The organism is Psychroserpens sp. (assembly GCF_047633235.1).
GTDB lineage: Bacteria > Bacteroidota > Bacteroidia > Flavobacteriales > Flavobacteriaceae > Psychroserpens.
Genome location: NZ_JBLIET010000004.1, coordinates 1 through 19,779 on the forward strand (window position 1 = coordinate 1; position 19,779 = coordinate 19,779).

Sequence of the window (19,779 nt, forward strand, 5' to 3'; positions counted from 1 at the left end):
GTTAAGACTGATTTATGGTTAGAAGATTTTGATGCGCAAATAGAAGAAGTAGAAGATTTAAAATATGTCTCTATGTTTGAGTTTCATGAAATTCTTGATAACATTGGTATAAACAATCATTTTGTGCAGTCCAACAAAGCTTATTATGAAGATGTGATCGAAGCTATTTTAAAAGAAATAACTTAACTTTTTTTAGTAATTGTTGGAATAAAAATGGCACGTAAAGTGATAAAAAACACCTATGTGATTTGGGCTTTAATCCTCAAAACAACTTATAATATCTATAAATATTTTTAGTTCTTTTATTAAAAATTCACGTTTACGAAAACGTTATATTTCGTTATCTTTACATCAAATTAAAACCTATTTTAATGAGTCAATCCTTTAAAGTAAATGTCAATTCGTCATTAAATTTTGATATTTCAGAAACAGAAAGTTCCCAACTCAACAGCATCAAAGTTTCAGAAAATGCGTATCATGTTTTATATGATAACACCTCTTTTAAAGCTGAAATATCCACTTCAAATTTCAATAAAAAATTAATTCAAGTAAAAGTTAATAATACTAATTATAATATACACATTTTTAATGAGTTAGACTCATTAATAAAAGAAATGGGATTTGAACTAGGAAGCTCAAAAACAGTTAATGATATCAAAGCACCAATGCCTGGATTAATTCTTGAAATTAGTGTAAAAATTGGCCAAAAAGTTGAAGAGAACGATACGCTTTTAATCTTGGAAGCTATGAAAATGGAAAATGTATTAACGTCTCCAAGAGCAGGTGTTATTAAATCTATTTCTGTAGCAAAAGGAGACGCTGTAGATAAAAATAAATTGCTGATTGAATTTGATACATAATCACTTATTAATATCTTGTAAAGCTTCATAAAGCTTGTCGGTACAAAAGATTAAGGTTTCCGTTTTCACGGAAATGAAAAAACACATTTTTTGAATGAAAAAAATACTAGTAGCAAACAGAGGAGAAATCGCCATACGTGTGATGAAAACCGCAAAGAAAATGGGAATCAAAACCGTTGCTGTTTACTCCACAATAGACAGACAATCACCTCACGTTAAATTTGCTGATGAAGCCGTTCTTATTGGGGAAGCTCCCTCTAACCAATCCTACTTGTTAGGTGACAAAATCATTAAAGTCGCAAAAGAATTAAACGTGGATGCTATTCATCCTGGTTATGGGTTTCTTAGTGAAAATGGAGATTTCGCAGAGGCTTGCGAAAAAAACGACATCATTTTTGTTGGTCCAAAATCTCACGCCATTCGTATCATGGGGAGCAAACTAGCTGCTAAAGACGCTGTCAAAGCGTACGATATACCAATGGTTCCAGGAACAGACGAAGCCATTACAGATATTCCTGAAGCCAAAAAAATAGCTGCAAAAATCGGATTTCCTATTCTTATAAAAGCGTCTGCTGGCGGTGGTGGAAAAGGAATGCGTATTGTAGAAAATGAAGCTGAGTTTGAATCTCAAATGGATCGCGCTATTAGTGAAGCGATCAATTCTTTTGGTGATGGCTCGGTATTTATAGAAAAATATGTCGCATCACCTAGACATATTGAAATTCAAGTGATGGCAGATTCACATGGCAATGTGATTCATTTATTTGAACGCGAATGCAGTATTCAACGTCGTCATCAAAAAGTCGTTGAAGAAGCACCATCTAGTGTGCTTACTCCAGAATTGCGTCAACAAATGGGTGACGCAGCAGTAAGAGTGGCGAAAGCCTGTGATTATGTTGGTGCTGGTACTGTAGAATTTTTACTAGATGAGCACCTCAATTTCTATTTCTTAGAAATGAATACACGGTTACAGGTAGAACATCCTGTTTCCGAAATTATAACTAATACAGATTTAGTAGAACTCCAAATTCAAGTCGCTCGTGGAGAAGTGCTTCCGATTAAACAAGAGGACTTGAAAATTCATGGTCACGCTCTAGAATTGCGTGTATATGCTGAAGACCCGCTTAATGACTTTCTACCTAGTGTTGGAACTTTAGACACCTACAAAATGCCGGAAGGCAAAGGGATTCGAGTTGATAACGGATTTGAAGAAGGCATGGAAATTCCTATTTATTATGACCCTATGATCTCTAAGTTGATTACCTACGGAAATACGCGTGACGAGGCCATTTCGTTAATGATAAGCGCCATTAGCGATTATCATATAGAAGGTATTCAAACCACCTTACCATTTGGAACCTTTGTTTGTCAACATGACGCTTTCCGAAGTGGTAATTTTGACACCAATTTTGTGAAAAAATATTATGGGCCAGAACAATTATTAGAGCAACAAAAAACTGAAGCTAGAATCGCTGCTTTAATTGCAGTTAAGCACTATATCGAGGAACAGAAACAATTGAAAATTCCAGAAAGAAGTTGAACTTGAAGTTGAAAAACTATCACGCAGAGATTCACGAAGAAAGCACAGAATTTAAGAGCATTTGAAAAAAGTTGAAATTAAAATTTATCAATAGTAAAGCTCTTCCCTTTTCGCAATTGGAAGACAGATTTCACAAAGTGACATAAGAAGGGTTTTTATAACCAGCAGTATGTATAAAATGAGTATCATGTTTGAGTAAAAACAACTCAACAAAAAGCAACAAAACAATACACCATACCAATGGACGATAAAATAAAAGACCTCACCGGAAAATTAAGATTAGCCCATTTAGGAGGTGGCCAAACTAGAATTGATAAGCAGCATGAAAAAAAGAAATTGACCGCTAGAGAGCGCGTCATGTATCTTTTAGATGACCAATCCTTTGAAGAAATTGGTGCCTTAGTAATGCACAGGACAAAAGATTTTGGCATGGAAAAGCAAAAATTCTATGGGGATGGTGTGGTTACAGGTTATGGCACTATTAACGGAAGACTAATCTATATTTTTGCTCAAGATTTCACTGTTTTTGGTGGTTCATTATCTGAAACGCACGCCGAAAAAATTTGCAAGGTTATGGATTTAGCAGTTAAAGTGGGTGCTCCAATAATAGGGCTTAATGATTCTGGAGGTGCCCGTATACAGGAAGGTGTGCGTTCTCTTGGAGGTTATGCTGATATTTTTTATCGCAATGTACAGGCCTCTGGTGTGATACCTCAATTATCTGCAATCATGGGACCTTGTGCTGGTGGTGCCGTGTACTCTCCTGCAATGACAGATTTCACATTAATGGTGGAAGACACGAGCTATATGTTTGTCACTGGACCAAATGTCGTAAAAACAGTAACCAATGAAACGGTGACTTCAGAAGAACTTGGAGGAGCAAGCACACATTCTACAAAATCTGGGGTGGCTCATAAAACATCTCCAAATGACATAGAATGTTTGGAAGATCTAAAATCGCTATTGAGCTATCTGCCACAAAATAATACTGAAACTCCTGCGCTACTCCCATTTGAACTGCAAGATGAAGTCAGAGAAAATTTATCTACAATTATACCAGATAACGCCAACAAACCTTATGATATGCATGAGGTAATCACTGGTATTATTGATGAAGATTCATTTTATGAAATTCATAAAAATCATGCTGAGAATATACTTGTAGGTTTTGCACGACTAGGAGGACGAAGTATTGGAATTATTGCCAATCAACCCCTGTTTTTAGCTGGTGTTTTAGATGTGAATAGTTCTAGAAAGGCAGCACGTTTTGTTCGTTTTTGTGACTGTTTTAATATTCCGTTGTTGACCTTAGAAGATGTGCCAGGATTTTTACCTGGAACCGACCAAGAGTGGAATGGAATTATTGTTCATGGCGCAAAATTGCTGTACGCCTTTAGTGAAGCTACAGTGCCAAGAATCACAGTTATTACTAGAAAAGCCTATGGAGGCGCTTACGATGTCATGAACTCAAAACATATTGGTAGTGATATGAATTTTGCTTGGCCAAGTGCAGAAATTGCTGTTATGGGCGCAAAAGGTGCTGCAGAGATCATTTTTAAAAAGGACATCAATGCTTCTGAAGACAAAGAAGCGAAGTGGAAAGAAAAAGAAGCAGAATATGCTGAACTTTTCGCCAACCCTTATAGCGCTGCTGAACGCGGATTTATTGACGAAGTCATCCTGCCTAAGGACACACGGCGAAAGTTGATTAAGGCATTTGCTATGCTACAAAATAAAGACGTGGACAGACCTAAACGAAAGCATGGAAATATTCCTTTATAAAACAAAAAACCACTCAAAGTTAAGTGATTTTTTATGTTTTAAAATTTAATGTGAGAGACTATATCAACCACAGAAGCAATAATATATTCAACACCAATAGCGATAACAATAAACCCGATAATTCTAGACAGTGCGTTGATACCAGACGCTCCCAAAAACTTCACAATAAAATGTGCTCCTTTTAACACTAAATAAATGGATAGTGCTGCTAACACCAAGGCACCAACAATTATTAAAACATCTATAGTACGTTGATATTCTTGATTATAGGTAATGAGCAAAGAAATGGTTCCAGGACCAGCTAACATAGGTATGGCTAAAGGTGTTAGTGAAATAGCCTCTCGAGAATGAATATCTTCCTGTACTTTCTGCCGCTTCATCCCTTTGTGCTCCTTAAATTTACCAGTTAACAAAGCAAAACCTGAAGAAGCGATTATTAAACCTCCTGCAATTTTTAAGGCATTTAAGCTAATCCCAAAAAAGGATAGAATATAATGTCCTGCAAAAAAAGATAAGAGTAAGATTATAAGCACGTCAATGGCTGTCCAAAAAGCAGTGATTGCACGTTCCTTTTTACTATGCTCTTCTGTTAATCCAACAAAAACAGGGACTGTTCCCAAAGGATTCATAATTGAAAATAAGGCTCCAAAAGCGACTAAAAATAACTCCATTTTTTTTTAAGTAAAGAGACCTTTATTTTTAGTTATACGCTTTAATATAATCTTATGGAACAGTTAATAAATTGTAAAATTTTTATTCTAAATTAAACGTTCGTTTATGATCCTTAATTTGCCTTAGGTGACATGCTAAGTGAGTCCTTAAATAGATTAAGAACTATTTATAATTCTATCAAAGAAAACAAAATTGCTAATCCTTATGATTTTAAAAAAAGAGGTCTTAAACTGAGGCTATTCTTTTGAAGAACACAAGAGGAAAGTTAATCAAAGCGCTTGCAATGTTAAACCACAAAGAAGTTGAGTCACCTAAGCTTAGGGGTAAACACCTTTAAAATCAATTATCAAATAGACTCTTATTCAAACCAGGAACGATTCGTAAAGCATTTTTATAGTACACTTTTTTAAGTACCTCGTCTGGTAAGTCTAAACCGTACATTGGCCAATAGGCATGATATTTTTTGTGATAAGGAAAGTATTCATCAGCGCTTTCTAAAACCCTGAAATAGGTTGGAAATTCATTTGGTTTCCAACTATCCTTTCCGAAGAGAATACGATCTTGATACTTAATAAAAAAGGCTTTTGCAAAGCGTGGCTGTCTTCCCAACTCAGCAATAATAGCACCTATACCAACATTCATGTTTGGCATGTCATCTAACAACGCTCCTAATTTACCGAGGTTATTAGCAAACCATCCCATGTGTGCATTGATAAACGTTGTATTTGGATGCGCTTTAAACATATTATGCTGCTCTTGTATAATTTGCCCCCAAGGTGCAGGATTATTAGCCTCACGTTTACGACGCGGATGTGTTTTTAATTCTAACCATCGTTCATTATCACCATCAAACTCATCCCAAAATGATTTAGGATCTGCAGCATGAATCAACACAGGGATTCCTAAATCTCCACAGGTTTTCCAAATGGGATTCAAACGCGCATCATCTATCGCTAAACGCTTACCGTCTAAATCATTATTACGTAAACCAAGACTTTTATATACTTTGAGACCGCGCGCTCCATGCTCTACATCCTCTTTTAATTGCGCTACCTTTTCGTCTATCCATCCTTCTGCGCCCGCGCCTTCAAAATTGATATTACAAAAAACCACAAAACGATTTGGATAATTCTTATCAATATTAGCAACCGATTTTATAAGGTCATCTCCCGTTCTTCCGCTGAGATTGACCATAATTCCCATATTTAAGGTATCCATTGCCGCGATTACAGGCCCTAAATTTTGAGTTGGCATTTGGTATTGGTGACCATGCACATCAATGAAGGGGAATTTTGCGCTTTTAATTATTCTTCCCGGAACAACTAATGTTGATTTTGGGTTGTATTCTTCAAAAGATAACTCTTGAGAAAATGATATGAAAGACGCGCTAAGTAATAGTATTGATAGACTATAAAGTTTTATTTTCATGGTGCTGTTTTATGGTTTAAAGTTACACATCGCATGTAATAGCAGTATAGATTTAGCAAGTGTTTAACATCTAACCAATTAAAACACACGTCCATAATAGTTTAAATCTACGATTTCACCTTTGGTTGTTCTGTAGTCATTACGAATGGTTCCTTCGAGTTCAAATCCGTTTTTAAGAATGACTGCCATACTTCCTCTATTTCTGCTGTTAGCGCTGCATAGTAGTTTTATAAATTGATATTTTCCAACGATATGATCAACTACAAGACGAGTCGCTTTACTTGAAATACCTTGTCCTTCATAGGTTGTATCAATGAATGAACCGAGTTCTGCTTTTGGCACATTCCAATCTATATTCTTAACATCAACCAATCCAACAAACGCATTTGTAGTTGAATTCGTAATCATATAGGGTAAATAACTCTTGCCTTTTATGCGCTGCTCAATTTCAACACAATAATTCATCGCATCCTCAAGTGTCAATGTCTTAGAAACTGTTCCTGCAAAGAAGTCTTCCAATCGCACTCTATTACTATCGATCAAGTTAAAAAATGCTTCTCCTTCGTTGGGTTGTAATAGATTAATTCTAAAATGATCAAAAGTCATCATGTGCTATATATCTAATAAACGCCTGTGATAATTTATTTGCCCCAAATGATATGCTAGGTGCATGCTTAGATGAACTAAGAAATATTCGGTAGTCATTACATCTTCAAAGGCACGACGTTTGTATTCTTTTTGTAAATCAGCGTCGGTTAAGTGGTTAAGCACAGATTCAACAACACGTATAGTATCATCGATTTGAATAATCATTTCTTCTTTTGTCACATCTTTGAGTGAGAACTCTAAGTCACGCTGTCTTACATAAGCAGAGTCACCTAAAGTGGCTCCAATAAAATGATTAAGATTCCCAATAAGGTGCAACGCTAAGTTTCCTGCAGAATTAGATATCGTTTCGTTTGAAACCCAAAGGTTTTCTTCGATGTTATAGGCGTTAATTTCCTGTTTTAATACATTTAAATCTCTCCTGAAGAGTTTTATTAAAGTCTCTGTAATCATAAGTTCAATTCCTAATGCACCATAAACATACTAAATCTTAGCTTGATACGTATATAAATCAAAGTAACGCCCTTGCGAAGCAATGAGTTCGTCATGATTACCACGCTCAGCAATTTTACCGTTTTCTATCACTAAAATTTGATCTGCTTTTCTAATCGTACTCAAGCGGTGAGCTATCACAATCGTTGTTCTATCTTTAGTTAATTGTGCTAATGATTTTTGGATTAAAGCCTCACTCTCAGTATCTAAATTAGACGTTGCCTCATCTAAAATAATAATCTTAGGATCTGCTAAAACAGCCCTTGCAATGGCGATTCGCTGTCGTTGACCTCCCGATAACTTAACACCTCTTTCACCTATTAAGGTATCTAAACCTTCATCAAAACGATCTGTAAATTCGTTAACGTATGCTGCTTTTACTGCGGCTTGTAATTGTGCTTCTGTAGCATTTGGTCTAGGGAACATAATATTCTCCCTAATGGTACCTTCAAATAAAAACTCATCTTGAAGAACGACGCCTAAATGTCTCCTAAAACTTTTTAATTTAACTTGTGAAATATCCTCACCATCAATCGTTATTTTTCCGGATTTCGGATTCAAAAACGTGGCGGATAATCCTGCGATAGTTGATTTTCCAGAACCGGAACTTCCAACCAACGCGATCACAGAGCCTGTTTCTGCTTTAAAATTAATATTGTGCAATACAGGCTTCCCTACTTCATAAGCAAAAGAGACATCATTGAATTCTATCTCACCTTTGAAATTTTCTAGTTCTATGGTTCTATTGGTATCGTCGTCTTCCGCAGCTAAATTCATAAGTTCCTCTGTGCGATCTAAACCAGCTAGAGCTTCAGTCAACTGACTACCTATATTACTCATTTGTACAATGGGTGCGATCATGAAACCTAATATTAGGGTGAAAAATAAAAACTCACCAGTTGTCATCTCTCCTAGCATCATATAATATCCTCCAATTCCCATAATTCCGGTTGTAGCTACTCCAATTAAAAAAGCGGAAGAACTGGTCATTAATGCCGTTGCAGTCAAGCTCTTTTTTACATTTTGAAATAGTCTATCCACACCTTTTTCAAATATTTTATTTTCCTGATCTTCTGCATTAAAAGCTTTTATAACACGAACACCTGCTAAAGTTTCGGTTAATCGACCAGTAACCTCAGCATTAATTTTTCCTCTAGTTCTAAAAATTGGACGGATGTATTTAAAAGCTTTTAAGGCTATTATTCCGAAAATAGATATAGGAACAAACACAAATAAGGTCATCCAAGCGTTTAGTTTTATTAAAATCACTAAGGATACGATTGCTGTAAAACTTCCACCAACCAATTGCACCAATCCAGTACCAATTAGATTTCGAACCCCCTCTACGTCGTTCATAATTCGTGAAACAAGAGCACCCGATTTTGTATTATCAAAAAAACTAATTGGTAGCGATAATACTTTTTTTTGAACCTGTGCACGCAACTCACTAATTAAATACTGTGCTTGTACACTCAAAATTTTTGTGAGTAGAAAAGACGTCACTGCTTGTATTGCAATGGCAATCATAACAATAGTGATAAGCATCCAAATATCACTTGTATTGCCATTTGGTACGACATCATCAAGCAATACTTTACTTTGCCAAGGCAATACGAGTCCTGATAAACTTCTAATAATGATAAGTATTAATCCTAGGAAAACTAAATTTCTTCGTGGCCAAATAATAGTCTTAAAAGCTTGTTTTAAGGTGACTTTGGGTTTGCTTTTATCTTTAGATTCTGGTGTTTGTAGATGTCTCATAATTGAATTTCGTAGTGCAAAGATACGGTTGTAATTCGTATCAAATCTTTTGATACCTTAATGTTTTGCTAATTCAAATTATCCCCGCAAATACTCTTTCTTTTCTCGTACTTTTGCACGATGCAACAAAAACCCACCTATAAGATTGAATTTATAGCACTTATGGCATCTTTGATGTCTATTGTAGCTTTGTCAATTGATGCCTTATTACCTGCCTTACCAGAAATTGGCAGTGCGCTTGGTGTGGTTGATGTCAAGGACAATCAGTTGATGATTACCATGATTTTTTTAGGCTTAGGTTTTGGGCAACTCATATTTGGGCCACTATCTGATAGTTTTGGAAGAAAACCAATGGTCTATTTTGGATTTGCTGTATTTGTTATCGCGAGTATTATTTGTGTGAATACAGATAGCTTAGAAGTCATGATCTTTGGTCGCATCCTTCAAGGTATTGGTCTTTCCTCCCCAAGAACTATTGCTATAGCGATGACTCGTGATACTTATAGTGGTGATTTTATGGCGAAGATTCTCTCTATTATTGTGATGTTCTTTATTTTGGTGCCTATTGTAGCACCAACTTTTGGACAATTACTACTTGATTTTTTTGATTGGAAAGCTATTTTTAATGCCAACCTCATCATAGGATTACTCATCGTATTATGGTTCTGGAAGCGACAACCCGAAACCTTAGCACCCAAAAACCGAATTAAATTTTCACCGGCTATATTCATTACGGGAAGCAAAGAGTTTTTAAAACATAAAGACGCGATGGCATTTACCTTAGTCTCTGGTTTTATTACGGGTTCTTTTATGGTGTATTTGAGTACATCACAACAAATTTATCAAGATCAGTATCAATTAGGAGAGCTTTTTCCTTATCTTTTTGGAAGTACCGCGTTTTCCGTAGGATTTGCGACGTTTACCAATAGTAGGTTGGTTATACGGTTTGGCTCTTTTAATATTGCTTTTTATGCCACTGTAGCCTACGCTGCCGTGTCTTTATTATATGTAGCTTTATTCCATACAGGTGTAAACCCAAGTGTCTATGTATTGGTCGCTTTCTTTTTAATGCAATTTTTTGCTGTTGGTTTTCTCTTCGGAAATTTGAGATCGTTAGCAATGGAGCCTCTTGGACATATTGCAGGCATTGGTGCCGCAATCAACGGATTCGTATCCACAGTCATGGCAGTTCCAATTGCTAACTATGTAGGTAGTTTCGTAAAGACCTCTGTACTCCCGTTATTTATTGGGTTTTCTATTTTTGGAGTATTGTCTTTACTAGTGTTTGTTTGGTTGAAGAGAAGGCGTGGATTGATTAAAATTTAACTTTTATTAATAAATTCCAAAATCTCATCATAACGTTTTGTCCAAGGAAAGAGATAATGACTCATCATTGGCACGTGTTTTTTATCTAAAAAAATAAGGTTTACTTCAGGCTGAAATTTATTAAGTTTTTCCACAAAAACTGAATTCTGTCTTATGATTGACGAATACGTCCTTTCACCTACATAAATAAGAAACCGAGGTGACTTTTCATCTACAAAATAAAGTGGAGATGCATTTTTCCATTCTTTGGGATCTGTAGTCCATGTTGTTTTATAATTGTATGCCATCGTTGGCGGATTATTTTGCAGATAGGTATACATATCTAATCCTGCTGCATCATTTAAAATAACACCTTTAATCACTTTGGTGTTTTCCAAGTATTTCGGATTGGTACTAATTAGCGCAATAAGATGGCCTCCTGCGGAATGACCCATTAAATAAATTTGTTCTGGGTCACCATTGTAGTCTTTAATATTGTTTGCGGTCCACTCCAATGCTTTAGCAATTTCGAAGGCCATAGTGTCGTAATTAGCCTTTGGACTTAATGTATAAGATGGGATCACCGTAACCACACCATTCTTAGAAAAATTACGTCCTAAAAAACCATAAATATTTTTGTCTCCTTCTGTCCAATAGCCACCATGCACAAATAGCACCACTGGTAATTTTCCTGCAGTTTTGTCTCTAGGTTGAAAAATATTAAGTTTAAGAGTTTCTTCAATGTTCTCTTTTTCTAAGTATGTAATATCCTTAAACTTCTTGGAAGCACAACTTGAAAAAATAATGAATAGTATAAATGGAAGTATGTTTTTCTTTATCATGTTTGTCTTTAAACCGTTGGTACTGCATTAAATTATTACAATGCTAATTTAACCTGTAATACAGTCAAAATTCATCTTATCTCAATTAATTTATAAGCCATTATCCATAATATCCTGCACACATTCTGGATTTAACAACGTACTTATATCACCTAAATTACTGGTATCTTTTTCGGCAATTTTTCTAAGAATGCGTCGCATGATTTTCCCACTACGTGTTTTTGGCAAACCTTCTGTAAATTGAATTTTATTTAGTTTTGCAATTGGCCCAATACGATCGGAAATCAATTGATTAATTTCTATGCGAAGATTGTCGTGGTTTCTACCTTCTCCTGAATCTTTTAAAGTGACATAACCATACAATGCGCTTCCTTTGATATCATGCGGAAAACCAACAATAGCACTCTCAGCAACTGCAGGATGTTCATTAATCGCATCTTCAATTGGTGCTGTTCCTAGATTATGACCAGAAACAATAATAACATCATCTACTCTACCTGTTATTCTATAATAACCGACCTCGTCTCTTAGTGCTCCATCACCTGTGAAATACTTGTTTTCATAGGTCGAAAAATACGTGTCTTTATAACGCTGGTGATTTCCCCAAATAGTGCGGGCAATACTTGGCCAAGGAAATTTTATACATAAACGCCCTTCTACTTGATTGCCTTCTAATTCTTGACCATCCTCATCCATTATACAGGGTTGAATGCCAATAAATGGCAAGGTTGCATAGGTCGGTTTAGTTGGTGTCACATACGGAATTGGTGTTATCATAATTCCACCCGTTTCTGTTTGCCACCAAGAATCTATAATTGGACTTTTACCTTTTCCTATATTGTCGTTATACCAATGCCAAGCTTCTTCATTAATTGGCTCACCTACACTACCTAAAACTTTAAGAGAAGATAAATCGTGTTTCTCTACAAATTCTACTCCTTGTTTTGCTAAGGCTCTAATAGCGGTAGGAGCTGTGTAAAACTGACTAACTTTGTATTTTTCTACAATGTCCCAAAAACGACTATAATCTGGATAGCTTGGTACACCTTCAAACATCACCGTTGTTGCTCCATTGCACAATGGCCCATAAACAATATAACTATGTCCCGTAATCCAACCAATATCTGCGGTACACCAATACACATCATTTTCCCTGTACTGAAATGCATTTTTAAACGTATATGCTGTGTACACCATATAACCAGCTGTGGTATGAACCATTCCTTTTGGCTTTCCTGTAGAACCAGACGTATATAGAATAAATAAAGGATCTTCAGCATTCATAACTTCTGCTTTGCATTGATTAGAAGCTTCATCTAGTAATGGCTGTAACCATTTATCGCGACCTTCTTTCATAGTAATATCTGAGTTAATTCGCTTGGCGACTAAAACCGATTCTACGCCATCACAACTTTCTAGTGCTTCGTCTACAATACCCTTTAAATCGATGGTTTTTGCACCTCGATACGAACCATCACTTGTAATGACTAATTTACAATCACTATCGTTAATTCTAGTTGCTAATGCTGTTGCAGAAAAACCTGCAAAAACTACAGAGTGTATAGCTCCAATTCTAGCACATGCTAAAGTTGCAATTGCTAATTCTGGGATCATAGGCACATAAATACAGACACGATCTCCTTTTTTTACACCTTGCGCTTTTAAAACATTGGCAAATTGATTGACGCGATGATATAATTGATTATAGGTAATATGCTCTGCATCGTCGTCTGGGTTGTTAGGTTCAAAAAGAATAGCGGTTTTATCTCCTCTTGTAGCTAAGTGTCTATCTATGCAGTTTTCTGTAATATTAAGTTGTGCACCTTGAAACCATTTTACTTCTGGTTTTTTGAAATCCCATTCTAAAACAATATCCCATTTTTTTCGCCACAGAAAATGTTCTTCGGCTATTTCTTCCCAGAAACTTTCTGGGTTTCTAACAGATTTTCTATAGACTTGATAATACTCCTCTAAATGTTTTATGTGATAATTACTCATAATTAATGATTTGTAGCATCTTCTGCTCCTGACGGAATTCTTATATTTTCTACAATGTCTTGAACCTCTTTAGGAGGTGGTTTTGTAAATTTCATTACAACTATTGCCACCATAAAATTAATTAACATTGCGATACTTCCAAAACCTTCTGGCGAAATTCCGAACCACCATTCATTTTCACTGGGTAGAACAGCATCAAACCAACCTAATTTATATTTCATCATATATAAAAGCATTGCAAAAATACCTACAACCATTCCTGATATAGCGCCTTCTTTATTCATCCGTTTATAAAAAATACCTAAAATAATGGCGGGAAAAAATGATGCTGCTGCCAGACCAAAAGCAAGTGCAACGACAGCTGCTACAAACCCTGGCGGATTGATACCGAAATATCCAGCAACACAAACTGCTGCTACAGCAGACAACCGTGCAGCTCTTAATTCTGATTTTTCTGAAATTTTTGGGTTAATTACTTTTTTGATTAAATCATGAGAAACTGAAGCGGAAATTACTAAGAGCAAACCTGCTGCTGTAGACAATGCCGCCGCCAATCCGCCAGCTGCAACCAGAGCGATTACCCAATTTGGTAGTTTGGCAATTTCGGGATTAGCTAAAACCATGATATCTCTATCTACGATTAACTCATTTTTTTCTTTATCTGCTAGATATTGAATTAAACCGTCATTATTTTTATCAGTAAACGTGATTAATCCCGTAGTTTCCCACTTTTTAAACCACTGAGGAACTTCAGCATAAGGTTTATTAGACAACGTTTCAATCATATTTGTTCTCGCAAACACAGATACTGCAGGAGCTGTACTGTATAAAATCACAATTAAGAACAATGCGATTCCTGCCGATTTACGAGCATCTTTGACTCTTTTAACTGTAAAAAATCGCACAATAACATGAGGTAATCCTGCGGTACCAACCATCAATGCTAAAGTAATTGCGAAGACATCAATAGTCGACTTAGTGCCTTCTGTATATGCTGAAAACCCAAGTTCTGTACTCAATCCATCTAGTTTGTCCAATAGAAAAACGCCTGAACCATCATTTATTTCACTCCCAAATCCTAATTGTGGAATTGGATTTCCTGTCATTTGAATTGATATAAAAATGGCAGGTACCATAAATGCAAAAATAAGTACACAATACTGAGCAACTTGAGTATATGTTATACCTTTCATTCCTCCTAAAACCGCATAAAATAATACGATAAGCATACCAATAATGACACCTGTGGTAATATTAACTTCTAGGAATCTTGAAAACACAATACCGACACCACGCATTTGTCCAGCGACATATGTAAAAGACACCAATAAAGCACAAAACACTGCTACAATTCGAGCAGAATTAGAATAATAGCGATCTCCAATAAAATCTGGAACCGTAAATTTTCCAAACTTTCTAAGATATGGTGCTAATAATAAAGCTAAAAGCACATAGCCTCCAGTCCAACCCATGAGATATACGGCACCATCATAACCTGAAAACGATATGATACCAGCCATTGAAATAAATGACGCAGCACTCATCCAGTCTGCAGCTGTTGCCATCCCGTTTGCCCACGGAGACACTCCACCTCCTGCTATATAGAATTCTTTTGTCGAACTTGCTCTTGACCAAATCGCTATGGCGATGTAAATAGCAAATGTAACGCCCACTAAAAGGTATGTCCAGTTTTGTACATCCATAGCTAGTATTACCGACAAACTATTCATCATAACCATATTTTTTATCTAGGGTATTCATGATTCTTACATAGATGAAGATGAGTATCACAAAGACATACATTGCGCCTTGTTGGGCAAACCAGAATCCTAATTTAAAGCCGCCTAATCTAAAAGTATTGAGCTCATCTTTAAATAATATCCCTGCACCATAGGAGACTAAAGCCCATATGACTAAAAGAATACTGAGATATTTAATGTTTTCTTTCCAATAGGCTTTAGCCTTCTCTTTTTTAATGTCCTCCGGTTGCTTCGCCATTTGTTTTATTTAACTTTAAAGGTTAAATATAACATTTAATTATTTTAAAATTTCTGGTTCAAATTTGAGTATTGTAGAGTCACATTTTAGATATTATTACTAAACTATAAAAATTTACAGCAACATTTAAAGTCCTCATATTTAACATGTATTTTTAATTACGTGGCCTTCGGAATAAAAAAAACTGATCTATAACAGCGTCCTGTTTTGGCTAGTGATCTCTTCTGATGACAATTAGACATCTTTTGATCTATATTTATAAATCCCAGCCATCTTAAAAATACTGTTTAACTGTTTTTTATAATTGTGAGATATTTCCGAAGAAAAAGGCGTCCTATATGTTTCAAGTTTTATATTGAAATGATATCTTAGCACTCTTAACTACTATTTATGATTAAAAAAATTCTAAGTATCACTGTGATGATACTAGTAACAACTGTTGTTTTTTCACAAAAACGTATTGAACCTACAGTTGAAGACAAAGCAAAGGCTAACGTATTAAAAGAACAGTTTCCTGATGACGACATCGCACTGATTTCTAGCGTAGACTACGTGACTTTTGATCTCAATAAGCGTGATGAAAAAGTAACTGTTGTACATTCGGCAAAAGACAACATGATTAATATTGATTCGCGAGCAGACATTCAAAAATATTGCTTTTATGATGGTGAATCTTCCATTGAGGAGTTTAAAATCATGTATAGAAATGAAAAAGAAGCTAATTTTTATGTAAAAGATGAGGCTTATAAAAGTAATGACTTGTTTCACAATGACAGTCGTGTACAGTATGCTGTTATGGATTTCCCTCTGAGAGGATACCGCTACTTAACGCATATAGAAAAACATTATAAGGATGTTAAATATTTTACTAAACTGTACTTTAATAATGAATATCCAACAGTAAAAAAAACGATAAAAGTTGAGATCCCTAACTGGTTAAACCTCGAACTCAAAGAACTTAATTTTGAAGGTCATGCTATTGAGAAGAAAGTGACTAGTAACTCAAAAGGTAATGCCAAAATACATACCTATACACTCAAAAATGTATCGGCGATGTATGATGATAGTAATGCTCCAGGACCATCCTATATTTATCCTCACGTTCTTATTTTAGCGAAAACATTTAAAAATGGTGAGGAGACTGTTAATTTATTTGACTCGACTCAGGATTTATATAATTGGTACAAATCTTTAGTTAATAGTCTTGATAATGACAACACAGATATTACATCTAAAGTTATTGAATTAACAGAAAACGCAAGTTCTGATAACGAAAAAATCAAAAATATTTATTATTGGGTACAGGATAATATTAGATATATTGCCTTTGAAGATGGCATCGCAGGTTTCAAACCTGATGAAGCTGCCAATGTTTTTAACAAACGTTATGGGGATTGCAAAGGCATGGCAAACCTAACTAAGCAGATGCTTCTTGAAGCAGGATTTGATGCCCGTTTAACTTGGATAGGCACAAAGCATATTGCTTATGATTACTCTACGCCTAGCCTATCTGTAGACAATCATATGATATGTACTTTATTTAAGGATGATAAAATCATCTTTTTAGATGGTACTGAAAAGTTTAATTCATTTGGTGAATATGCAGATCGCATCCAAGGAAAGCAAGTACTTATTGAAAATGGAAAAGAATTTATTTTAGAATATGTACCAACAACTGCCGCAGATTTTAACAAAGAAAAGTTTGCTTACAACTTTGAATTAACTGATAATGAAATTATTGGAAGCGTAAATAAGGCTTTTAGTGGTGAAAGCAGAGCACAATTACTTTACTATTTTAATAGTCTCAAAAACGACAAGAAAGATGAGTTCTTAGAGTATTATCTCAATAAAGGAAATAGAAATATTAAAGTATCTAATATTATAACATCAGATCTATTAAATCGCGACAATAACATCAACATTTCTTACAATGTAGCTATTAAAAATGCAATCTCTTCATTTGATGGTCAAATTTATATAGACCTCGATTTTGATAAAGAATTATCTGGTTATACTATGGAAAAACGACATACAGACTTCATTTTTGATACTAAAAAAGACTTAGAATCTATAACGCGATTGACAATTCCGACAGGGTATACAATTACCCATTTACCAGAAAACATCAATGTATCTAGTACTAATTTCGATATGCAAGTCAATTTTACGAAAGAAAACAATACGCTTATTTACAAGAAATTTTTTAAAATCAAATACGCCAAAGTAGAAATTAATGATTTTGAAGAGTGGAATGAATTTATCACTAAACTTAACGCTGTTTATAACGAACAAATTATCTTAACTAAAGACTAATATCATGCCTAAACTCTTTCTACTCCTATTTCTCGCCTTTTCTATTTCTAGTTTTTCACAATCTAAAGAAGAGTTAGATGCAAAAGACTTTTTTTGGGGAGCAAAAGACACTTATAAAAATGCCAATGATATCCCAGAAAAATGGACTAATGAATCTGCTGTCATTATTTATAAAAATCTGAATTATGATTTTCATAGTTTTGGGAAAAGTGTCACCTACACGAACTCTATTAGGAAACGAATAAAGCTATTAGATAATGCTGCTGTTGAAGAATTTTCAGAATTTACATTTACCAAACGTTTTAAATCCTCTAAAGGTCAATTTTCTTGGAAAAGAAAAGGAAATACATTTGTAGGTGTTAAAGTTATTAAACCAGATGGTACTGAAGCAGAAATTGATGTAGAAAAAGACGCTATAGAGGTTGATGGCGAAACTAAATTAGCCATCTCTAATTTAGAAGTTGGAGATATTATTGATTATTACTATTATAAAGTAGAACCTTTTAAATCTACCTATGCTTTTGGGTTTGATCCTGTAGAAACAAGTTTGGGAGAAGAATATCCAATCATGGATTTGAAACTTTATTTTGAAACCGAAAATGATTTCTTTATCAACTTTGATTCTTACAATGGTGCTCCAGATTTAAAACAAATCACTTCGGAAAAGAGAAACATTAGACGCTATGAACTCACTGAAAACAACATAGCAAAAAGTGAATTTACGCGATGGTTTTATCCATTAGTAGAATCACCATCTTACAAATTTCAAGTATATTTTGCTCGCTCTGGTAAATTTGAAGATCGCGCATTAGCCTTTTTACCAGAAGATGAAGACATCATAAAAACGAATGTGACTAAAGAGGAGGTTCTTGATCTTTATGATCATCGTTTCAAACCAGATGGCGACATAGGCGACGTTAAAGATTTCTTTAGAAAGAAAACGTTTGATAATGATGCCCACAAAGTAACTGCTGCCTTTTACTATATGAGGCATTACTATTTAACTCGTTTCGTAGAGGGGTTTTTCATTAAAGAAGCAAAAATTACATCCTATCCATTTATGGTTTATGGCAGTAATATTGTATTTATTCAAAATGAAAGACAGTTTATCAGACACTTTACAGAATTTTTAAAACGTCAAAAAATTGATTACGAAATAGTTGTTGGACAGAAGCGTTATGATGGCCCTTTAGAGGATTTACTTATTGAGAAAAATATTAATGTTCTTGTTAAAGTAAATACTGAGACTCCTCTATATGCCTCTTATTTTGGACCTCACACGACTATAAATGAATTTCCGCCGTTGTTAGAAAATACAGACGTCTATTTGTTATCTGCAAGTAGAAATAGGATTGATCAAGTAAAAAAAGGAAAATTACCAACGTCCATATATGCACAAAACGAAACTAAAAAAGACATGACCGTTTCTTTGAATGACGATTTTTCTGAAATCACCTTAACCTCTATTAATAGTTTTAAAGGTCATGAAAAATCAGATCAACAATACGATCGTTTACTGTATAGCGATTATGTGAATGAAGATTATAAAAAGTATGACACTGAGTCTTGGATTGAACTTGTACGCCGAAAAAAAGATAAAATCAAATATGCAAAAGAATTAAAAGCGCTTAATGAAAAATTGAAAACAAAGCAAAAGGAACGTTTTGAAGACAGTGCAAAAGAAGAATATTCTTGTGATGACATAGAAGATTACAGCTACTCTATTGATGCCAATGGTCGCTTTAGTTTAGATTCTTATTTTACGTTTACTGAAAGTTTTAAAGCTAAAAATGCTTTGATCAAAAAAGCAGGACCTAATTATATAATTGAAATTGGAAAGCTCATTGGTGGTCAAATTGATTTAAGCGATAATGAGCGCAATAGAACTGCAAACATCTATATGGCTTACCCTAGAAGTTTTAATTACCAGATTACTTTAAACATTCCAGATGGTTATACGGTTGCTGGATTAGATAAACTTAATAAATCTGTTGATAACGAAACAGGTGCCTTTATTAGTACTGCTAAACTAGAAGGAAATCAGCTTATTATTAAAACATCTAAGCAGTACAAAAACTATTATGAGCCAAATAGTAACTGGAACAAAATGATTCTATTTTTAGATGAAGCCAACCAATTTACAAACGAAAAGATTTTATTAAAAAAAAGTTAGAATAGAACT

Annotated in this window: 15 protein-coding genes and 1 pseudogene; 7 read left to right on the forward strand and 9 right to left on the reverse strand. The window is 34.7% G+C overall.

The window, feature by feature from the left end; translation table 11 throughout:
* From ACJAZK_RS01905 to ACJAZK_RS01920, 4 genes and pseudogenes are all read left to right on the forward strand, one after another.
* A pseudogene (locus tag ACJAZK_RS01905) lies at nt 1-186 on the forward strand (hypothetical protein); the annotation flags it as partial.
* A gap of 185 nt (nt 187-371) precedes the next feature.
* A complete protein-coding gene (locus tag ACJAZK_RS01910) occupies nt 372-860 on the forward strand; it encodes an acetyl-CoA carboxylase biotin carboxyl carrier protein subunit (RefSeq protein ID WP_415222337.1) in 489 nt (162 codons plus the stop codon).
* Between the two features lie 94 nt (nt 861-954).
* Nucleotides 955-2,400, forward strand: a complete 1,446-nt coding sequence (locus ACJAZK_RS01915) for an acetyl/propionyl/methylcrotonyl-CoA carboxylase subunit alpha (protein ID WP_415222338.1) — start codon at nt 955-957, stop codon at nt 2,398-2,400.
* 240 nt (nt 2,401-2,640) lie between these two features.
* Entirely contained in the window at nt 2,641-4,182 is a 1,542-nt protein-coding gene (locus tag ACJAZK_RS01920; protein ID WP_415222339.1) for an acyl-CoA carboxylase subunit beta, read from the forward strand.
* Nucleotides 4,183-4,220: 38 nt separating this feature from the next.
* Here the strand turns inward: ACJAZK_RS01920 and ACJAZK_RS01925 are convergent, their stop codons facing one another.
* From ACJAZK_RS01925 to ACJAZK_RS01945, 5 genes are all read right to left on the reverse strand, one after another.
* The gene (locus ACJAZK_RS01925) at nt 4,221-4,853 is read right to left on the reverse strand and encodes a MarC family NAAT transporter (RefSeq protein WP_028873521.1); all 633 of its coding nucleotides are present in this window, start codon (nt 4,851-4,853) and stop codon (nt 4,221-4,223) included.
* 340 nt (nt 4,854-5,193) lie between these two features.
* Nucleotides 5,194-6,282 carry an amidohydrolase family protein gene (locus tag ACJAZK_RS01930; RefSeq protein WP_415222340.1) on the reverse strand — a complete coding sequence of 363 codons (1,089 nt, stop codon included), beginning with the start codon at nt 6,280-6,282 and terminating at the stop codon, nt 5,194-5,196.
* Between the two features lie 78 nt (nt 6,283-6,360).
* The gene (locus tag ACJAZK_RS01935; protein ID WP_415222341.1) at nt 6,361-6,891 is read right to left on the reverse strand and encodes a GNAT family N-acetyltransferase; all 531 of its coding nucleotides are present in this window, start codon (nt 6,889-6,891) and stop codon (nt 6,361-6,363) included.
* A gap of 3 nt (nt 6,892-6,894) precedes the next feature.
* On the reverse strand, nt 6,895-7,341 hold the full coding sequence (locus ACJAZK_RS01940; protein ID WP_415222342.1) for a DinB family protein: 447 nt from the start codon (nt 7,339-7,341) through the stop codon (nt 6,895-6,897).
* A 30-nt stretch (nt 7,342-7,371) separates the two neighbouring features.
* On the reverse strand, nt 7,372-9,141 hold the full coding sequence (locus ACJAZK_RS01945; protein WP_415222343.1) for an ABC transporter ATP-binding protein: 1,770 nt from the start codon (nt 9,139-9,141) through the stop codon (nt 7,372-7,374).
* A gap of 120 nt (nt 9,142-9,261) precedes the next feature.
* On the opposite strand from ACJAZK_RS01945, the gene ACJAZK_RS01950 reads away from it, so the two are divergent.
* Complete coding sequence (locus ACJAZK_RS01950; protein WP_415222344.1) at nt 9,262-10,467, forward strand: multidrug effflux MFS transporter; 1,206 nt, start codon at nt 9,262-9,264, stop codon at nt 10,465-10,467.
* On the opposite strand, the gene ACJAZK_RS01955 is transcribed toward ACJAZK_RS01950, so the two are convergent.
* The 4 genes from ACJAZK_RS01955 to ACJAZK_RS01970 form a co-directional block, all read right to left on the reverse strand.
* Nucleotides 10,464-11,288, reverse strand: a complete 825-nt coding sequence (locus ACJAZK_RS01955; RefSeq protein WP_415222345.1) for an alpha/beta hydrolase — start codon at nt 11,286-11,288, stop codon at nt 10,464-10,466. The two genes, ACJAZK_RS01950 and ACJAZK_RS01955, sit on opposite strands and share 4 nt — an antisense overlap.
* Nucleotides 11,289-11,378: 90 nt before the next feature.
* Nucleotides 11,379-13,286, reverse strand: a complete 1,908-nt coding sequence (acs, locus tag ACJAZK_RS01960) for an acetate--CoA ligase (RefSeq protein ID WP_415222346.1) — start codon at nt 13,284-13,286, stop codon at nt 11,379-11,381.
* Nucleotides 13,287-13,288: 2 nt separating this feature from the next.
* Nucleotides 13,289-14,989, reverse strand: coding sequence for a sodium:solute symporter family protein (locus ACJAZK_RS01965; protein WP_415222430.1), 1,701 nt, complete (start codon nt 14,987-14,989; stop codon nt 13,289-13,291).
* Between the two features lie 19 nt (nt 14,990-15,008).
* The gene (locus tag ACJAZK_RS01970; protein WP_415222347.1) at nt 15,009-15,284 is read right to left on the reverse strand and encodes a DUF4212 domain-containing protein; all 276 of its coding nucleotides are present in this window, start codon (nt 15,282-15,284) and stop codon (nt 15,009-15,011) included.
* A gap of 390 nt (nt 15,285-15,674) precedes the next feature.
* On the opposite strand from ACJAZK_RS01970, the gene ACJAZK_RS01975 reads away from it, so the two are divergent.
* Entirely contained in the window at nt 15,675-17,597 is a 1,923-nt protein-coding gene (locus ACJAZK_RS01975) for a transglutaminase-like domain-containing protein (RefSeq protein WP_415222348.1), read from the forward strand.
* Between the two features lie 4 nt (nt 17,598-17,601).
* Nucleotides 17,602-19,770 carry a hypothetical protein gene (locus ACJAZK_RS01980; protein WP_415222349.1) on the forward strand — a complete coding sequence of 723 codons (2,169 nt, stop codon included), beginning with the start codon at nt 17,602-17,604 and terminating at the stop codon, nt 19,768-19,770.
* Nucleotides 19,771-19,779: the final 9 nt, after the last annotated feature.

Coding starts and splice junctions, on each gene's coding strand:
- ACJAZK_RS01965 (WP_415222430.1), bottom strand. CDS start 14,989: ATGGATGTACAAAACTGGACATACCTTTTAGTGGGCGTTACATTTGCT.
- ACJAZK_RS01925 (WP_028873521.1), bottom strand. CDS start 4,853: ATGGAGTTATTTTTAGTCGCTTTTGGAGCCTTATTTTCAATTATGAAT.
- ACJAZK_RS01930 (WP_415222340.1), bottom strand. CDS start 6,282: ATGAAAATAAAACTTTATAGTCTATCAATACTATTACTTAGCGCGTCT.
- ACJAZK_RS01915 (WP_415222338.1), top strand. CDS start 955: ATGAAAAAAATACTAGTAGCAAACAGAGGAGAAATCGCCATACGTGTG.
- ACJAZK_RS01955 (WP_415222345.1), bottom strand. CDS start 11,288: ATGATAAAGAAAAACATACTTCCATTTATACTATTCATTATTTTTTCA.
- ACJAZK_RS01950 (WP_415222344.1), top strand. CDS start 9,262: ATGCAACAAAAACCCACCTATAAGATTGAATTTATAGCACTTATGGCA.
- ACJAZK_RS01940 (WP_415222342.1), bottom strand. CDS start 7,341: ATGATTACAGAGACTTTAATAAAACTCTTCAGGAGAGATTTAAATGTA.
- ACJAZK_RS01945 (WP_415222343.1), bottom strand. CDS start 9,141: ATGAGACATCTACAAACACCAGAATCTAAAGATAAAAGCAAACCCAAA.
- ACJAZK_RS01920 (WP_415222339.1), top strand. CDS start 2,641: ATGGACGATAAAATAAAAGACCTCACCGGAAAATTAAGATTAGCCCAT.
- ACJAZK_RS01910 (WP_415222337.1), top strand. CDS start 372: ATGAGTCAATCCTTTAAAGTAAATGTCAATTCGTCATTAAATTTTGAT.
- ACJAZK_RS01935 (WP_415222341.1), bottom strand. CDS start 6,891: ATGATGACTTTTGATCATTTTAGAATTAATCTATTACAACCCAACGAA.
- ACJAZK_RS01970 (WP_415222347.1), bottom strand. CDS start 15,284: ATGGCGAAGCAACCGGAGGACATTAAAAAAGAGAAGGCTAAAGCCTAT.
- ACJAZK_RS01980 (WP_415222349.1), top strand. CDS start 17,602: ATGCCTAAACTCTTTCTACTCCTATTTCTCGCCTTTTCTATTTCTAGT.
- ACJAZK_RS01975 (WP_415222348.1), top strand. CDS start 15,675: ATGATTAAAAAAATTCTAAGTATCACTGTGATGATACTAGTAACAACT.
- acs (WP_415222346.1), bottom strand. CDS start 13,286: ATGAGTAATTATCACATAAAACATTTAGAGGAGTATTATCAAGTCTAT.